Genomic DNA, 15,957 nt, shown 5'->3' on the forward strand with positions numbered 1-15,957 from the left:
CCTAAATTGTTATTCTGACGACAATCATGACAAAAATGATGGACTGCTTGCATGAATAGAACAAAATTCTTCCAATTTCTGTTGTCGACCCTATCTATAGTGGGTTGGTCTTTGGCTATTTATGCGTTGCTGATTTTTGATAAGGCGCGTCCAGATACCGCCATCGGTTATTATCAGAGTAAGGGGGCATCAGTAAGGTTAGAGTGGGATCCGAGCCAAACAGTCTTACTCGAACATATCATTTGGGTATGTGCAGGCTTAAGCTTTGTAAATTTAGCGTTCAATTTTTATGTCGCTCATCACAGTCGTCTTGGCTGGTGGGTCAACATCCCACTCTTGTTTACCTGCTCTTTAGCAGCGGGCTTGTATATTCGCTTCGTAGTATAAAACTGAGTCAGTATTAAAGCAGAGATTGTATAAGAAATAGATAGTATAAATAGCTAGGTTAAACTGGGTTAACTTCTAACTGGATTAGCGCTGACCTGCCTACAAAGTAAATCAATCATTGCCGCAGTTGCACCCCATATAAAATATTTTTGATAGGGGATAAAGTGCACAGGATACTCAATTCCCATTCGGCTAAATCGCTGAGTATGGCGATTATAGTGGTTAAGTAAATATGACAGAGGTACAGTAAAGTACTCATCGACTTCACCAGGGTCTAAAACGGGATGAAAAGCTTGTTTAACGATGCCGATGAAGGGGGTTATCTCAAAACCTGTGAAGGTTTTATGGGCGGGAAGGGAGCCGATAACCTCGACATTTGAGCGTTGTAAGCCAATTTCCTCTTCAGCTTCCCGTAATGCGGTAACTCGATGGCTTGAGTCAGACGTCTCCACTTTGCCCCCTGGGAAACTAATTTGCCCTGGATGGGCGCGAAGATGAGTTGGTCTACGAGTCAATATCAATTCTAATTCGTTATCGACTTCATGGAGTGCGATTAATACGGCGGCTTTACGCAGCTCTGCACTCAGTTCTTGACTCAAGTGAATTAAGTCCAACTCTGGCAAAGTGTTAAGATTATACCTGAGTCTAAACTCTGCCAGCTTCATTCAACATCCTTTCCAGTTATCAGTGGGCGACTTCTAGGCTTAGACTACATTTGTGCCAATACGGGTAAGATCCGGCTGACTTTATCGAAGCTTTCCTGGTATTCGGCGTCAACTTTAGAGTCTGCAACGATCCCACCACCAGCCCAACAATAAAGGGTTCCACCAGCATGTGGCTCATCAATATTTCTCTGTCCAATCAAGGTACGAATAGTAATGCTGGTGTCCATATTGCCATCTTGGCTAATGTATCCGATAGAACCACAATAGATACTTCTTCTAGACGGTTCAAGCTCTTCGATGATCTCCATTGCACGGATCTTTGGTGCCCCAGTAATAGAGCCTCCTGGGAAGCAGGCCTGTAATAGATCGGTTGGACAAAGGCCAGGCTGAAGAGTTGCGGTCACTGTACTTACAAGGTGATGCACAGCGGGAAAGCTTTCAACTTCGAATAGATGAGGCACATTGACACTTCCCGGCGCGGCGACTTTACCGATATCGTTACGCAGAAGATCGACAATCATTAAGTTTTCAGCGCGATCTTTCTCTGAGGCCTTTAACTGCTGAGCAAGTTGAACGTCTCGGTGAAAGTCTTTATCTCTTGGCATGGTGCCCTTGATGGGTTTAGTTTGTACTTTGCCCTGTTGATGCTGAATAAAGCGCTCTGGAGATATTGATAACAAGGCATGCTGTTTTAGACGGATAAACGCTGAAAAGGGAGCACCATTAGTTTGACGTAGCGTCTTATATGCTTGCCATTCATCACCTTTGTAATCGGCACTAAAGCGCTGGGTTAAGTTAATTTGATAGCAATCGCCGCTATGAAGATATTCCTGAACCTTAGCAAAACGCTGTCTATATTCCAGCTCTGACAGTTGGTTGTGCCATTGCCCGTCGAGTGTAAAGTCTTCAGTTGATCTAATTTGTGATGGTTTTACATCAAGTAAGAGTTGATTTAGTCTCTGTTCTAGTTCATCTAGTGAGTGCTGAGAAAGATAATGAACTAAATGCCAGCATTTTAGCTCATAATCAAACACGAGAGCCCAGTCGTAGCAGCCAAGATTCATTTCTGGGAGCGAAATATCATTGTTTGCGATGACAGGAAGTTTTTCTATGCCGCGGGCGAGGTCATAGCTAAAGCTACCCATGACGCCGCCGGAAAACAAAAGCGGGCTCTGTTTTTTCGCTGGATAATATTCATTAATCAGCTGCTTGACGACATCAAACGGTTTGTCACAAACTTCAGTAACACTCACTTCATGGGGGGAAACCTGCCCGCCAAGCATATATAGTGGCGCTCTATCTTTAGAGCGAGTCACAATTGTCGTTTTAGCCTGAGTCACAAGGGTGGCGATAGGTTCAGCACAGATCACATCAAATTTTGCGTCCATGTGATCGGCGTCTGCCGAGTCGAGTAAAATTGACCAAGGTAAATCTGAAAAACAGTCAAAAACTTGAGTTGTGCTTAAATTCCAATCAAGACGCTTTGTAAAAACCGCTTTTTGCGTCAATTTGTTCATCTATTAACCCTATCTAAAATGTGATGTTTAACTCAAACTCGCGAAAGAGTATCATATTGCTTACACAAGTTATAAAAACAAAATACGTGAGCTTTAATGGCGACTGAAGTCATTAACACTAAGCAATTGTACAACTAAATATTGCGTGTGATTTCAGCTAATTTATAAGTGTCTGCTAAAAAGGAAGTGTCTGTGAGCAAAGAAGTCCCTGTAATCAAGCAAGCCGATCTCATTGAAAGCGTTGCTGATGCCCTACAATATATCTCTTATTATCACCCAAAAGACTTTGTCGATGCGATGGCTGAAGCTTACGAACGTGAGCAAAGTGCTGCAGCCAAGGACGCGATTGCACAAATTCTGATCAATTCTCGTATGTCTGCCGAAGGTAAACGTCCACTTTGCCAAGATACTGGTATCGTGACCTGCTTCGTCAAGATAGGTATGGCAGTGCAATGGGATAAGACAGACTTAACCGTTCAAGAGATGGTTGATGAAGGTGTACGCCGCGCCTACACCAATCCTGATAACCCGCTACGTGCATCCATTGTTGCCGATCCCGCTGGTGGTCGTAAGAACACTAAAGACAACACACCGTCTGTTGTACATGTTGAAATGGTTCCTGGAAACCATGTTGATGTGGCGATTGCAGCTAAAGGCGGTGGATCTGAAAACAAGTCTAAGATGGTGATGCTTAACCCATCTGACGATATCGCCGCATGGGTCGAGAAAACACTTCCAACTATGGGAGCGGGTTGGTGCCCACCAGGAATGCTAGGTATAGGTATTGGCGGCACGGCCGAAAAAGCAGCGGTCATGGCAAAAGAGTCGCTAATGGATCCAGTTGATATTCATGAGCTTCAGGCTCGCGGCGCCCAAACGACCGATGAGAAGTTACGTTTAGACATTTTTGACCGTGCAAATAAGCTAGGCATTGGTGCTCAAGGCCTAGGTGGTGTTACCACTGTACTGGATATTAAAATTAAGTCAGCCCCAACACATGCAGCGTCTAAGCCTGTTGTGATGATCCCTAACTGCGCCGCGACTCGTCATGTACATTTTCACCTAGACGGCACAGGTCCTGCCGAACTGACGCCTCCATCACTAGAAGATTGGCCTGAAATTACTTGGGAAGTCGGTGAGAGCGTGCGCCGTGTTGATTTAAACACTGTGACCCAAGCCGAGATGGAGCAGTGGAAGAGTGGTGACACCTTGCTGCTTAATGGCAAGATGCTTACCGGTCGTGACGCGGCGCATAAGCGTATTCAAAGCTTAATTGAAAGCGGAGAAGGCTTACCTGAAGGTGTCGACTTTAAAGGCAAGTTTATCTACTACGTTGGCCCAGTCGATCCTGTAGGTGACGAAGTGGTGGGCCCAGCAGGCCCTACAACAGCAACTCGGATGGATAAGTTTACCGATCTTATGTTAGATAAGACGGGGTTAATGGGCATGATTGGTAAAGCCGAACGTGGTCCAGCGACCGTGGAATCGATTAAGAAACATAAATCTTGCTACTTGATGGCCGTTGGCGGCGCAGCGTACTTAGTATCTAAGGCGATTAAACACTCACGTGTAGTTGCTTTTGAAGAGCTTGGTATGGAAGCTATTTATGAGTTTGACGTTAAGGATATGCCCGTTACTGTCGCGGTAGACTCTGAAGGCGTCAATGCCCATGAAACAGGTCCTGCAATCTGGAAAGTTAAGCTAGAAGGCTAATATAGAGGCTAACTTAACGGCTCGACATAATTAGCAAAGTTATGAGACCAATAATAGAACTCTGCTTGTAAACGTTGAGTTAGTATTTTGTTTGCCAAATAGCGTTAAGAATGGCTTAGGCGTATTGCTTAAGCCATTTATTTTGGCTAATGTGCTGAGCAAACCATATAAACTACAAGTAGTTTGGTAGGCGGGTATCAATTACACATTGATCGCACTATTGGCTTAACGGATCCCTTTTAACTATAAGAATAAGATAATCACGATGAAAAAAACTGCAATCATAATGGCACTTGCATCTGCAGGAGCCGTATTTAGCGCCCAGGCCGCATCAACATCACCTTTCACTGTGCAAGACTTAGTTAAGATGAATAAGCTTCATTCGGCAGCATTGTCAAATGATGGCACTAAAATCGTTTATGCCGTGAAAAATATTGATGCTGAAGGGGAGGCGAGTACTGACCTTTATATTCAAGACTTGACTTCTAGCTCATCAAAAGCAAAACAGATCACCAGTGCCGCGGGTACAGAACATAGCGTCGCCTTTGCTCCTAATGACAAGAGCATCTATTTTCTTGCGGCGCGTAATGGTTCAAGCCAAGTGTACGAACTAGCGCTCGATGGCGGCGAAGCAATTCAGGTAACCGATTTTCCGTTAGATGTAGAAGGCTATAAGCTATCTCAAGATGGCAAGCAAGTTGTGGTTAACATGCGTGTTTTCCCTGACTGCAAAGATTTAACCTGCTCGAAGGAGAAGTTTGAACAAGAAGCGAATCGTGAAACAACGGGCCGTGAGTATAAGCAATTGATGGTTCGTCACTGGGATACTTGGAGTGACCATTCAAGAAGCCACCTGTTTGTGGCGCAGCTTAATGGTGACAAAATAACTAATGCCGTCGATGTCACAGCGGGTCTCGATACCGAAACACCGCCAAAACCATTCTCAGGTATGGAAGAAGTGACCTTCACACCAGATGGTAAGCATGTGGTTTACACCGCTAAAGCACCGGGTAAAGATCAAGCTTGGATCACTAACTATGATTTATGGAAAGTTAGCGTGGCTGGTGGTAAGGCTGAAAACTTAACCGAGTCGAATAAAGCTTGGGATGCGCATCCAACGTATTCAGCCGATGGCCGTTACTTAGCTTACTTTGCAATGACAAAGCCAGGCTTTGAAGCCGATCGTTACCGCATTATTTTACGTGATACAGTAACGGGTCAAGAGAAAGAAGTTGCCCCGCTATGGGATCGCAGCCCGAGTTCTTTGGCTTTTGGTAAAGATAACAAAACCTTGTACGTGACCGCGCAAGATGTTGGTCAGGTGTCAATCTTTGAAGTTAATACGCAATTTGGTGATGTTAAGACTATCTATAACGAAGGAAGTAACAGCATAGTTGGTGTTAATAGCGATAAGATTATCTTCAGCAACAAGTCACTTGTTGAACCTGGTGATCTCTATTCTATTAATTTAGATGGACAAAATCTAAATCGCTTAACTGAAGTTAACAAAGAAAAGCTGGCTAAAGTGAAGTTTGGTGAGTACCAACAATTTAGCTTTAAAGGCTGGAATAACGAAGAGGTGTATGGCTACTGGATTAAGCCGTCAAACTACAAGGCTGGTGAAAAGTACCCTATCGCATTCTTAGTGCACGGCGGTCCACAAGGCTCATTTGGTAACTCATTCAGTAGTCGATGGAACCCTCAGTTATGGGCTGGGGCAGGCTATGGCGTGGTGATGATCGATTTCCACGGCTCAACGGGTTATGGTCAAGCCTTCACTGACTCAATCACTCAAGACTGGGGTGGAAAGCCACTTGAAGATCTTCAAAAAGGTTTAGCGGCTGTAACTAAGCAGCAGAAGTGGCTAGATGGCGATAATGCATGTGCACTTGGTGGTTCATACGGCGGCTACATGATGAACTGGATCCAGGGTAACTGGAATGATGGATTTAAGTGTCTAGTCAACCATGCTGGTCTGTTCGATATGCGCTCTATGTACTATGTTACCGAAGAGCTTTGGTTCCCAGAGTTTGAGTTCGGCGGTACATACGAGAAGAACAAAGAGCTGTACGAGAAGTTTAACCCAGTTAATTATGTAGAGAACTGGAAAACACCTATGCTAGTTATCCATGGTGAAAAAGATTTCCGCGTCCCATATGGTCAAGGCCTTGCGGCATTTACCTATATGCAGCGCAATGGGATCCCATCTGAGTTACTCATTTATCCAGATGAAAACCACTGGATCTTAACCCCTGAAAACTTAGAACAGTGGTATGCTAACGTACTAGGTTGGATGGATCGCTGGACAGAGAAATAACTTAACCTGCTAGTGATTAGCCAGAACAATAAAAAGCCAGAACTCACGTTCTGGCTTTTTATTAGCAAAATTCAGCTACGTTAGCTAATTCAATTAAAAGACCAATAAAGAGACCAATAGTAAGTCTAAATGTAACTCCAAACTCCAAACTCCAAACTTCAGACTTCAAACACCAGACTTCAGACTCCAAATACCAGACTGGAAATCACACCAATCCAGAGCCATTTATTACTGCCTTGTTCTTTACAGAATGGAACTTAAGCCCCTTAAGCTAAAAATTCAAAATTAAAATGATTAGTTAAAGGCTTCAGTTAAAAGATTCAGATTTAAAGCTAACAGTCTCTAGAAAACACATTTACGCTGTAGTGTCGATAAGGGTTTGGGGAGCTATATTCGACATGGCACTGAAATTTGCCATTTCTTATATCAGTCAATTTATTGTGCCACTGTGAAGGCACAATGGCTACGGCTCCAAGATGCATGGGGACACTGGTGAATTGAAAGTCAGTTTTAGGTAAACCGAAAGCGATTCGATAGTTTTCGCCCACTGCAGCTCCGGAAGTAAGCGGAGATAAGGGGTAGCCCAAACTGACGTAGACACGAGTACCAGAAACATTGACAAAGTACTGACCAACTTTAGCATCCCAGTTAGGATGTTCTGCACACTGATAGCTGCAACCTACGAGTTGCTGTATATCGTCAATCGCACTCTTACTGTAGATAAGTTTGTTTCCAGCCGTGAGCTTAGCTGCAACTCCCTTTAATTGAGCTATGTGGGCATCACGACTGATACTTAAGAATTTTGGAGCAGCGGTAACGGCAATAATTCCCAAAATAATGATGACTGAGATCAACTCTAACAGTGTAAAACCATGAGCATGTTGGCGATTAAATAACATATTTCGGGGTCTTATTTTACAAAAGGCCGCAGAATATCGATCATTTTCACCTATAACAAGGTTCTGTGGATACAGCTTGATACATATTGGTAAAACTGTGGTGAAGGTTTTAATTGTAGATTGCCTGGTGTGATCTAGATCGGCTGCTATATAGTTTGTCTAAGGGGTAGGCGTTAAAAATCGTCATTCTCAACAACTATCGTATATTTAAATTGCGTTTCAGTTGTGAGTATTTTTGATTGGTACAAGGCTTGAGTGAGTTTAAATGGTGTTTTAGATAGTAAAGCTTAAGGTTTGTAGTAGTTATAGGCTTTCGAAATTATTAACGGTAATTGTGGTGCGCGAAATAAAAAGGCCTACACTCAGCAGGCCTTAGGTCATTAGCTCGTTTATGCCTCGTTAGTCCACTTCAAAAACTAACAGCAATAACGACTGCTTAGCTAAATTGATTCATGGTATTGTCTTTACCAGATGCCTTCAGTGCTTGGTCACCAGAGAAATACTCTTTGTGATCATCACCCATATCAGAACCTGCCATGTTTTGGTGTTTAACACAGGCGATACCTTGACGGATCTCTTTACGCTGAACATTTGCTACATAACCCAGCATACCTTGGTCACCGAAGTACTCTTTCGCTAAGTTATCGGTAGATAACGCTGCCGTATGGTAAGTCGGCAATGTAATTAAGTGGTGGAAAATCCCCGCTTCACGTGCAGCATCTGCCTGGAAGGTACGGATTTTCTCATCAGCCTGAACCGCTAGTTCTGTGTTGTCGTAATCGATGCTCATAAGCTTGTCACGGTCATAGGCAGATACATCTTGTCCAGCATCGTTCATTGCATCGAATACTTGCTGACGGAAGTTAAGCGTCCAGTTAAACGAAGGCGAGTTGTTATAAACAAGCTTCGCATTCGGCACTGTTTCACGGATCTTATTCACCATAGCGCCAATCTGAGCGACATGAGGCTTCTCTGTTTCAATCCAAAGTAGATCTGCACCGTTTTGTAGCGAAGTAATACAATCGAGCACACAGCGCTCTTCACCTGTACCTTTACGGAACTGGAATAGACCATTTGGTAGACGAGATGGCTTTACAAGTTGACCATTTTGCTGGAATACAACATCGCCATTAGCAAGGTTAGCAGCATCTACTGGCTCTACTTGTAAAAATGAGTTGTATTGGTCGCCTAAGTCACCAGCTTCATTGGTTACGGCAATCTTTTGTGTAAGACCTGCGCCTAACGAGTCAGTACGCGCCACAATAACACCATCATCGATACCAAGTTCTAGGAATGCGTAACGAACGGCGTTGATCTTGGCTAGGAACTCAACATGGGGCACGGTAACTTTACCGTCTTGGTGACCACATTGCTTAACATCAGAGACTTGGTTTTCAAGCTGAATACAACATGCTCCAGCTTCAATCATCTGCTTAGCCATTAGATATGTCGCTTCTTCGTTACCAAATCCTGCATCGATATCGGCGATAATTGGTACAACGTGAGTTTCAAAATTATCAATCTTCGCTTGGATCGCTGGCTTTTCAGATTCAGTTGCAGCATCTAACTGACGAAATAAACCACCTAATTCACGGGCATCTGCTTGGCGTAGAAAGGTGTATAGCTCCTTAATAAGCGAAGCGACAGAAGTTTTCTCGTGCATTGATTGGTCAGGAAGGGGACCAAATTCGCTTCTTAGCGCTGCAACCATCCAGCCTGATAGGTAAAGGTAGCGACGCTTAGTGGTAAGCAAATGCTTTTTGATGGAAATCATTTTTTGCTGGCCGATGAAACCATGCCAACAGCCCAAAGATTGCGTGTACTGCGACGAATCCTTATCGTAGTTGTCCATATCTTCGCGCATAATTTTTGCAGTGTACTTGGCAATATCTAGCCCAGTTTTGAATTTATTTTGCAGACGCATGCGTGCTACAGATTCAGGGTTAATTGCGTTCCATGCACTACCTTCAGCATTAATCAAGGTAGCAGCTTCATCGATGTTTGCTCTGTAATTTGTCATGTGTCTATTCCTTTAACAATATGATTAGCGGCGATTGATTACGTTGAAAATATTAGTAAGATTTGTTTAAATAAGTCTAATTTATAGTTTCTATAACCGGTATTAATCTCATGAATATATCTCGTATCGATCTGAATTTATTGGTTTATCTTGATGTGCTGCTACGTGAAAAAAATGTTACAAAGGCAGCGGATCAGCTAGGGATCAGCCAACCAGCCATGAGTAATGGCTTAAAGCGATTAAGGGTTTTATTTGATGATCCACTACTGATCCGTACCAGTCAGGGGATGACACCGACAGAGCGTGCACAAGAGCTGCAGCCAACTATCAGTGAGCTCATTATTGGCCTTGAGAAAGCGGTGCAACCTAGAGCCGAGTTTAATGCAGCTGAGAGTGAACAAGTGTTTCGAGTGATGGCCAGCGATTACGCCGAAGCAACACTTATCCCGCCACTGATCGCCAGACTGCGCACCGAGGCACCCAATGTCATTCTTGATATTATGACACCCAGTGACGTGAGCTTTCCCGATGTAGAGCAAGGACGTGTCGATATGGTTATTAATCGTTTCGACAGTATCCCGCAATCATTTCATCAGAAAGTCTTGTGGAGTGATGACTTTAGCTGCTTGATTAGTAAGACTAACCCTGTACTGGATAACTTCTGTTTGGACAGTTATTTAAAAGCTAACCATGTCTGGGTAAGTAAAACGGGAATGGGAGTTGGCGTTGGCATGGATCCCGGCGATGTACAAAGACTAGGCTGGGTTGATGAAGCGCTCACCCGAATTGGTGTACAAAGACGGATCACAGTGTTCACTCGTCATTATCAAGCGGCTTGTTTGTTGGCCGAGCAACAAGATTTGATTGCTACCATACCAAGTAAGATGGCAAAGCAGCATGAAAATAATGAACGAGTCTGTATCGTGCCGCCACCGTTTATCATTCAGCCTATTGCACTGACAATGGCATGGAGTCCACTTCTACAACACAATCCTGCTCATAAATGGATGCGGCAACTGATCACTCAAACTGCAGATAGTTTTGGCCGTAATTAAGCTTGTTGATGCTAGTGCTAGGCGTAAATTTACATTTAATGGCGTTTTAATCCAAAGAATGGCAATGTAATTAGTTTGGTGAATACTGGTAATACAGGGTATAAATTTCATAAATAAGGCAGGCTTGGTATAGGCTAGTTGAGTATGACTTAATTAGATTACGGGCAAATGGAATACCATTACTCTACATCACTAAATGGATAGATAAGGGCATATTATGACTGCAAGGATCCGAGTCGGTGGTTTACAAATTGCTAAATCACTTTGGGAATTAGTTGATAGCGAGATCAGTCCTGGAACTGGGATCAGTTCGCAAATTTTCTGGACAAAATTTGAAGAGATTGTCAACGAGCTTGGCCCAGTCAATAAAAAGTTACTGGATAAACGTGACCAATTACAAGCTCAAATTGATGAGTGGCACAAAGGTAATGCGCAGCAAACCTCTGACTCGATTAAATATAAACAGTTTCTCACCGATATTGGTTATCTAGTTAAAGAGGGTGATCCTTTTAGTATCTCTACCGAAAATGTAGATTCGGAGATCACCACTCAAGCTGGACCTCAGTTGGTTGTGCCTGTAAAAAATGCACGCTTCGCATTAAATGCGGCTAACGCTCGTTGGGGCAGCCTCTACGATGCGCTGTACGGTACCGATGCGATTCCTGAAACCAATGGGGCTGAGATAACTAAAGCATATAATCCAGTGCGTGGCGCAAAGGTGATCGCTTTTGCTAAAGAGCTATTAGATATGGCTGCGCCGCTCGCAGTCGGTAAACATAGTCAGGTTACACAGTATTTTGTAAAAGAAGGTAGCTTACGTGCGACTTTAGAAAGCGGTGACGAAACCGAATTAGCAGAGCTCAATAAATTCGTAGGCTATAGAGGTGAAGCTCAGTCACCTTCAGCCGTGCTACTAGTTAACAACGGTCTACATATCGAGATCCAAGTTGATTGTCATCATCTTATTGGGCAGTCAGATTTAGCTGGAGTTAAAGATTTACTTGTAGAAGCGGCTGTCACTACCATTATGGATTGTGAGGATTCTGTCGCCGCTGTTGACGCCGAAGATAAAGTCGAAGTTTACCGTAATTGGCTTGGGTTAATGCAAGGCAACTTGACTGCTTCTTTGAATAAGAATGGTAAAGAGATCGTACGTGAGCTAAACGATGACAGAGTATACACTGGCGCCAATGGTCAGCTTGTGACGCTTCCAGGTCGTAGTTTGCTGTTTGTTCGTAATGTGGGTCACTTGATGACAAACGATGCCGTACTTGATAAACATGGTAACGAAGTGCCTGAGGGGATCCTCGATGGCATGGTCACCGTACTGGCAGCACTGCACGATCTTAAAGGCAATAATAATCAGCGTAGCAATAGCCGTAAAGGTTCGGTCAATATCGTTAAACCGAAAATGCATGGTCCTGAAGAAGTTCAATTCACCTGTGAGTTGTTTACACGCATAGAAGATGCGTTAAAGCTGTCTCGAAACACCATTAAAGTCGGGATCATGGATGAAGAGCGACGTACTACCGTCAACCTTAAAGAGTGCATTCGAGCCGCTCAGGAACGCGTAGTCTTTATCAACACTGGTTTCTTAGACAGAACTGGCGATGAAATTCACACCTCTATGTTAGCAGGCCCATTCGTCGCAAAATCAGTGATGAAACAACAGGCGTGGATCAAGGCCTATGAAGATTGGAACGTAGATATTGGCCTAGAGTGTGGTTTACAAGGCCGTTCACAAATAGGTAAAGGCATGTGGCCAATGCCCGATGAGATGGCTGAAATGTTAGTACAAAAAATAGGTCATCCTAAAGCTGGAGCTAATACCGCCTGGGTGCCATCGCCTAACGGTGCTGTTTTGCATGCGACTCACTATCATCAGGTTAATGTTAGACTGGTTCAAGATGAGCTTAAACAGCGCAAACGTGCAAGTTTAGACGATCTACTGACTATTCCACTAATGCCTGAGGGAGAGCGACTCACTGCCGAGCAAAAACAGTTTGAGCTAGATAATAACGCTCAAGGTATATTAGGCTATGTGGTGCGCTGGATTGATCAAGGTGTTGGCTGCTCTAAAGTGCCAGATATCAATAATGTGGGATTAATGGAAGACCGGGCCACACTGCGGATCTCATCACAATACCTCGCTAACTGGCTACACCATGGGGTGTGCACCAAAGATGAGGTGATGGCATCGCTGAAAAAGATGGCGCAAGTTGTTGATAAGCAAAATCAAGCCGATAGTGAATATATTAATATGGCTCCAAGCTTTGATGGCATTGCCTTTAAAGCTGCATGTGACTTGATATTTAAAGGGGAAGAACAGCCATCAGGCTACACTGAGCCTTTATTGCATGCCTACCGTAAACAGGCAAAATAGCAGTCGTAATTCATGTTGTAGAAGCTAGATAATTGAAAGTGTCAACTTATCACAGGCCAAGACAAACATAACAAAAAAGCCCTAACCAATCAGTTAGGGCTTTTACATTCTTAAAGGTAATTATTCATCGCGGTAAACATTACCGTAGTAACTCGCTAGTAAAACTTGCTTAAGCTCGGCAATCAGCGGGTAGCGAGGGTTGGCGCCTGTACATTGATCATCAAAGGCATCTTCGGCTAATTCGTCTAGTTTGGCGAGGAAGTCGGCTTCGTTGACGCCTGCTGCTTGGATTGAGCATGGAATGCCAATCGTCTCCTTGAGCTCATCAATTTTTTTAATGAGCGCTTCGACTTTTTCTTCATCACTAACACCTTCACCTAATGTACCTTCGAGTTTCAAATATTCTGCTATTTTCGCGTAACGACATAATGCTTTAGGTCTATCGTACTGGCTAAATGCGGCTTGCTTAGTTGGCAGATCTGTCGCGTTAAAGCGGATAACGTTACTGATCAGTAATGCATTGGCGAGACCATGGGCTAAATGAAACTCAGCCCCCAGCTTGTGGGCCATAGAGTGACAAATCCCTAAAAAAGCATTAGCAAAAGCGATGCCTGCGATGGTAGCGCCGTTATGCACCTTTTCCCTCGCGACAGGTGAATTTGCGCCATATTCATAGGCATCGGGTAGATGCTTAAACAGTAGGTCTAGCGCTTGCAGTGCCTGACCATCTGAATATTCGTTGGCCATGACACTCACGTAAGCTTCCAATGCATGGGTTACCGCGTCGATGCCACCAAAGGCTGTAAGTGACTTTGGCATGTCCATGACGAGGTTAGGATCGACAATTGCCATGTTTGGTGTTAACTGGTAATCGGCAATCGGGTACTTCATACCTGTTTGTTCATCGGTGACCACGGCAAAAGGCGTCACTTCAGAGCCAGTACCAGATGTGGTCGGAATGGCGACCATCTTGGCTTTACGTCCAAGCTTTGGAAACTTATAAATACGTTTGGTTATATCCATAAAGCGTAGCGCTAAGTCAGCGAAATCGACATTAGGATGCTCATACATCACCCAGATTATTTTAGCGGCGTCCATTGGCGATCCACCACCGAGGGCGATAATCACATCAGGCTGAAAGCTTTGGGCGACTTTAGCGCCTTGCTTAACGATATGCATGGTTGGATCGGCTTCAACCTCATAGAAGACTTCGGTTTCTATACCTTGAGCTTTTAAGATCTTAATGGTTTCATCGCAGTAGCCATTATTAAACAGATACTTGTCAGTGACGATGAGTGCACGCTTTTTATCACTTAATTCTTCAAGCGCAATAGGTAAGCTACCGCGGCGGAAATAGATAGATGAGGGGAGTTTGTGCCACAACATATTTTCTGCTCTCTTAGCGACCATTTTCTTATTGATTAAGTGACTCGGGCCAACATTTTCTGAGATTGAGTTTCCACCCCAAGAACCGCAACCTAAGGTTAATGAGGGAGCCAGCTTAAAGTTGTACAGATCGCCGATACCGCCTTGTGATGCAGGTGTGTTAATTAGAATTCTGGCGGTCTTCATTCTAAAGCCAAATGTTTTGACTCGCTCTGTTTGAGTGTCTTGGTCGGTATACAGGCCAGAAGTGTGGCCGATACCGCCTAAGGTCACAAGCGCTTCGGCTTTATCGACGGCGTCTTCAAAGTTATTGGCGCGATACATTGCGAGCAGAGGGGAGAGTTTTTCATGGGCAAACGCTTCGGCTTCATCAATGTCAGTGACTTCGCCTATGAGCACTTTAGTCGTCGGGTGAAGCTCTATTCCAGCCATCTTTGCAATATTAGCCGCACTTTGGCCGACTATATCAGCATTGAGTCCACCATCTTTGAGAATAACGCTCTGCATAGCAGCGGTTTCTGTAGCCGACAATACATAGCCCCCATGGCTTGCGAATCGCTCTTTTACCGCCTCGTATACTTCATCAACAATCACTACGGCTTGCTCTGAGGCGCACACCACCCCGTTATCAAAGGTTTTTGACATTAATATTGAGCTAACGGCTCGTTTTATATCAGCAGTTTCATCAATAACTATTGGTGTATTACCCGCACCCACACCAATGGCAGGTTTTCCTGAAGAGTAGGCTGCTTTAACCATTCCTGGACCGCCAGTAGCCAAAATGAGATTAATATCTTTATGGGTCATTAGCTGATTCGATAAAGCAACTGATGGCTCGTCAATCCAGCCAATGATATCTCTCGGTGCTCCAGCTGCAACGGCGGCCTCTAATACAAGGCGAGCGGCTGTGGTAGTCGAGTTTTTAGCACGAGGATGGGGTGAGAAAATAATACCATTACGCGTTTTAAGGCTAATTAATGCCTTGAAGATAGCGGTTGAAGTGGGATTGGTTGTGGGAACGATACCGCAGATGATACCGACGGGCTCTGCGATCGTGATAGTACCGAAAGTTGGATCTTCAGATAAGATCCCACAGGTTTTTTCATCTTTATATTTGTTGTAGATGTATTCAGATGCAAAGTGGTTTTTGATCACTTTATCTTCAATAACACCCATTTGGGTTTCCGCAGCGGCCATCTTAGCGAGTGAGATCCGAGCGTCTGCAGCCGCGAGTGCAGCGGCTCTGAAAATTTTATCGACTTGCTCCTGAGAATAGTTAGCGAACGTCTGCTGAGCCGTTCGTACCTTATCAACTAGGAGATTGAGTTCTTGCTCATTTGTTACTGTCATAGTCGCAATCCTGAAAAAATTTAGCCAAACCGTATTTGGCTAAACATTCTCTAGTGCTCTAAAATCCTTTTGATGATGAAAAATTACACTCAAAAGCAACTGTGTACTGTGACCTATGACGCAAACAAGTGGTCTTATGTAATTTTATAACCATATTAGTGACATTCTGCAGCATTCATCGTTAGTGATTCTCATTGGTATTTAAAAAAATTATTCAAAGTTGTGATTTAGGATAGAAAATCTAATTTTTTGTTTTCAGGGTCAT

10 protein-coding genes are annotated in these 15,957 nt (G+C 43.8%); 5 read left to right on the forward strand and 5 right to left on the reverse strand.

From position 1 onward, the window contains the following. Positions 1 to 51: 51 nt before the first annotated feature. On the forward strand, positions 52 to 387 hold the full coding sequence (locus Q1A86_RS07200; RefSeq protein WP_299804755.1) for a hypothetical protein: 336 nt from the start codon (positions 52 to 54) through the stop codon (positions 385 to 387). 68 nt (positions 388 to 455) lie between these two features. On the opposite strand, the gene Q1A86_RS07205 is transcribed toward Q1A86_RS07200, so the two are convergent. Beyond that, positions 456 to 1,052: a CoA pyrophosphatase gene (locus Q1A86_RS07205; protein WP_299804757.1), complete on the reverse strand. Its 597-nt coding sequence runs from the start codon at positions 1,050 to 1,052 to the stop codon at positions 456 to 458. A 44-nt stretch (positions 1,053 to 1,096) separates the two neighbouring features. Beyond that, positions 1,097 to 2,569 (reverse strand): aminodeoxychorismate synthase component I, encoded by a 1,473-nt coding sequence (gene pabB / locus Q1A86_RS07210; RefSeq protein WP_299804759.1) that lies wholly within the window; start codon positions 2,567 to 2,569, stop codon positions 1,097 to 1,099. A 192-nt stretch (positions 2,570 to 2,761) separates the two neighbouring features. On the opposite strand from pabB, the gene Q1A86_RS07215 reads away from it, so the two are divergent. After that, positions 2,762 to 4,282: a fumarate hydratase gene (locus Q1A86_RS07215; RefSeq protein ID WP_299804762.1), complete on the forward strand. Its 1,521-nt coding sequence runs from the start codon at positions 2,762 to 2,764 to the stop codon at positions 4,280 to 4,282. 265 nt (positions 4,283 to 4,547) lie between these two features. Beyond that, on the forward strand, positions 4,548 to 6,599 hold the full coding sequence (locus tag Q1A86_RS07220; RefSeq protein ID WP_299804764.1) for a S9 family peptidase: 2,052 nt from the start codon (positions 4,548 to 4,550) through the stop codon (positions 6,597 to 6,599). A 332-nt stretch (positions 6,600 to 6,931) separates the two neighbouring features. Here the strand turns inward: Q1A86_RS07220 and Q1A86_RS07225 are convergent, their stop codons facing one another. Then, a complete protein-coding gene (locus Q1A86_RS07225) occupies positions 6,932 to 7,498 on the reverse strand; it encodes a prepilin-type N-terminal cleavage/methylation domain-containing protein (RefSeq protein WP_299804766.1) in 567 nt (188 codons plus the stop codon). Between the two features lie 436 nt (positions 7,499 to 7,934). Then, positions 7,935 to 9,518: an isocitrate lyase gene (locus tag Q1A86_RS07230; protein WP_299804768.1), complete on the reverse strand. Its 1,584-nt coding sequence runs from the start codon at positions 9,516 to 9,518 to the stop codon at positions 7,935 to 7,937. A 110-nt stretch (positions 9,519 to 9,628) separates the two neighbouring features. Between Q1A86_RS07230 and Q1A86_RS07235 the strand changes: the two genes are divergently transcribed. Both Q1A86_RS07235 and Q1A86_RS07240 read left to right on the forward strand, forming a co-directional pair. Beyond that, a complete protein-coding gene (locus tag Q1A86_RS07235) occupies positions 9,629 to 10,573 on the forward strand; it encodes a LysR family transcriptional regulator (RefSeq protein WP_220760686.1) in 945 nt (314 codons plus the stop codon). Positions 10,574 to 10,790: 217 nt separating this feature from the next. Further along, positions 10,791 to 12,956, forward strand: coding sequence for a malate synthase G (locus tag Q1A86_RS07240; RefSeq protein WP_299804774.1), 2,166 nt, complete (start codon positions 10,791 to 10,793; stop codon positions 12,954 to 12,956). Between the two features lie 120 nt (positions 12,957 to 13,076). Here Q1A86_RS07240 and adhE read toward each other — a convergent pair whose 3' ends face one another. Further along, a complete protein-coding gene (adhE, locus tag Q1A86_RS07245) occupies positions 13,077 to 15,692 on the reverse strand; it encodes a bifunctional acetaldehyde-CoA/alcohol dehydrogenase (protein WP_299804777.1) in 2,616 nt (871 codons plus the stop codon). Between the last annotated feature and the right edge of the window lie 265 nt (positions 15,693 to 15,957).

Origin of the sequence: uncultured Shewanella sp. (assembly GCF_947497935.1) — a bacterium.
GTDB lineage: Bacteria > Pseudomonadota > Gammaproteobacteria > Enterobacterales > Shewanellaceae > Shewanella.

Excerpts from the sequence above, each read along its gene's own strand:
- Q1A86_RS07200 (WP_299804755.1), top strand. The coding sequence starts at position 52 with ATGAATAGAACAAAATTCTTCCAATTTCTGTTGTCGACCCTATCTATA.
- Q1A86_RS07205 (WP_299804757.1), bottom strand. The coding sequence starts at position 1,052 with ATGAAGCTGGCAGAGTTTAGACTCAGGTATAATCTTAACACTTTGCCA.
- pabB (WP_299804759.1), bottom strand. The coding sequence starts at position 2,569 with ATGAACAAATTGACGCAAAAAGCGGTTTTTACAAAGCGTCTTGATTGG.
- Q1A86_RS07220 (WP_299804764.1), top strand. The coding sequence starts at position 4,548 with ATGAAAAAAACTGCAATCATAATGGCACTTGCATCTGCAGGAGCCGTA.
- Q1A86_RS07225 (WP_299804766.1), bottom strand. The coding sequence starts at position 7,498 with ATGTTATTTAATCGCCAACATGCTCATGGTTTTACACTGTTAGAGTTG.
- Q1A86_RS07230 (WP_299804768.1), bottom strand. The coding sequence starts at position 9,518 with ATGACAAATTACAGAGCAAACATCGATGAAGCTGCTACCTTGATTAAT.
- Q1A86_RS07235 (WP_220760686.1), top strand. The coding sequence starts at position 9,629 with ATGAATATATCTCGTATCGATCTGAATTTATTGGTTTATCTTGATGTG.
- Q1A86_RS07240 (WP_299804774.1), top strand. The coding sequence starts at position 10,791 with ATGACTGCAAGGATCCGAGTCGGTGGTTTACAAATTGCTAAATCACTT.
- adhE (WP_299804777.1), bottom strand. The coding sequence starts at position 15,692 with ATGACAGTAACAAATGAGCAAGAACTCAATCTCCTAGTTGATAAGGTA.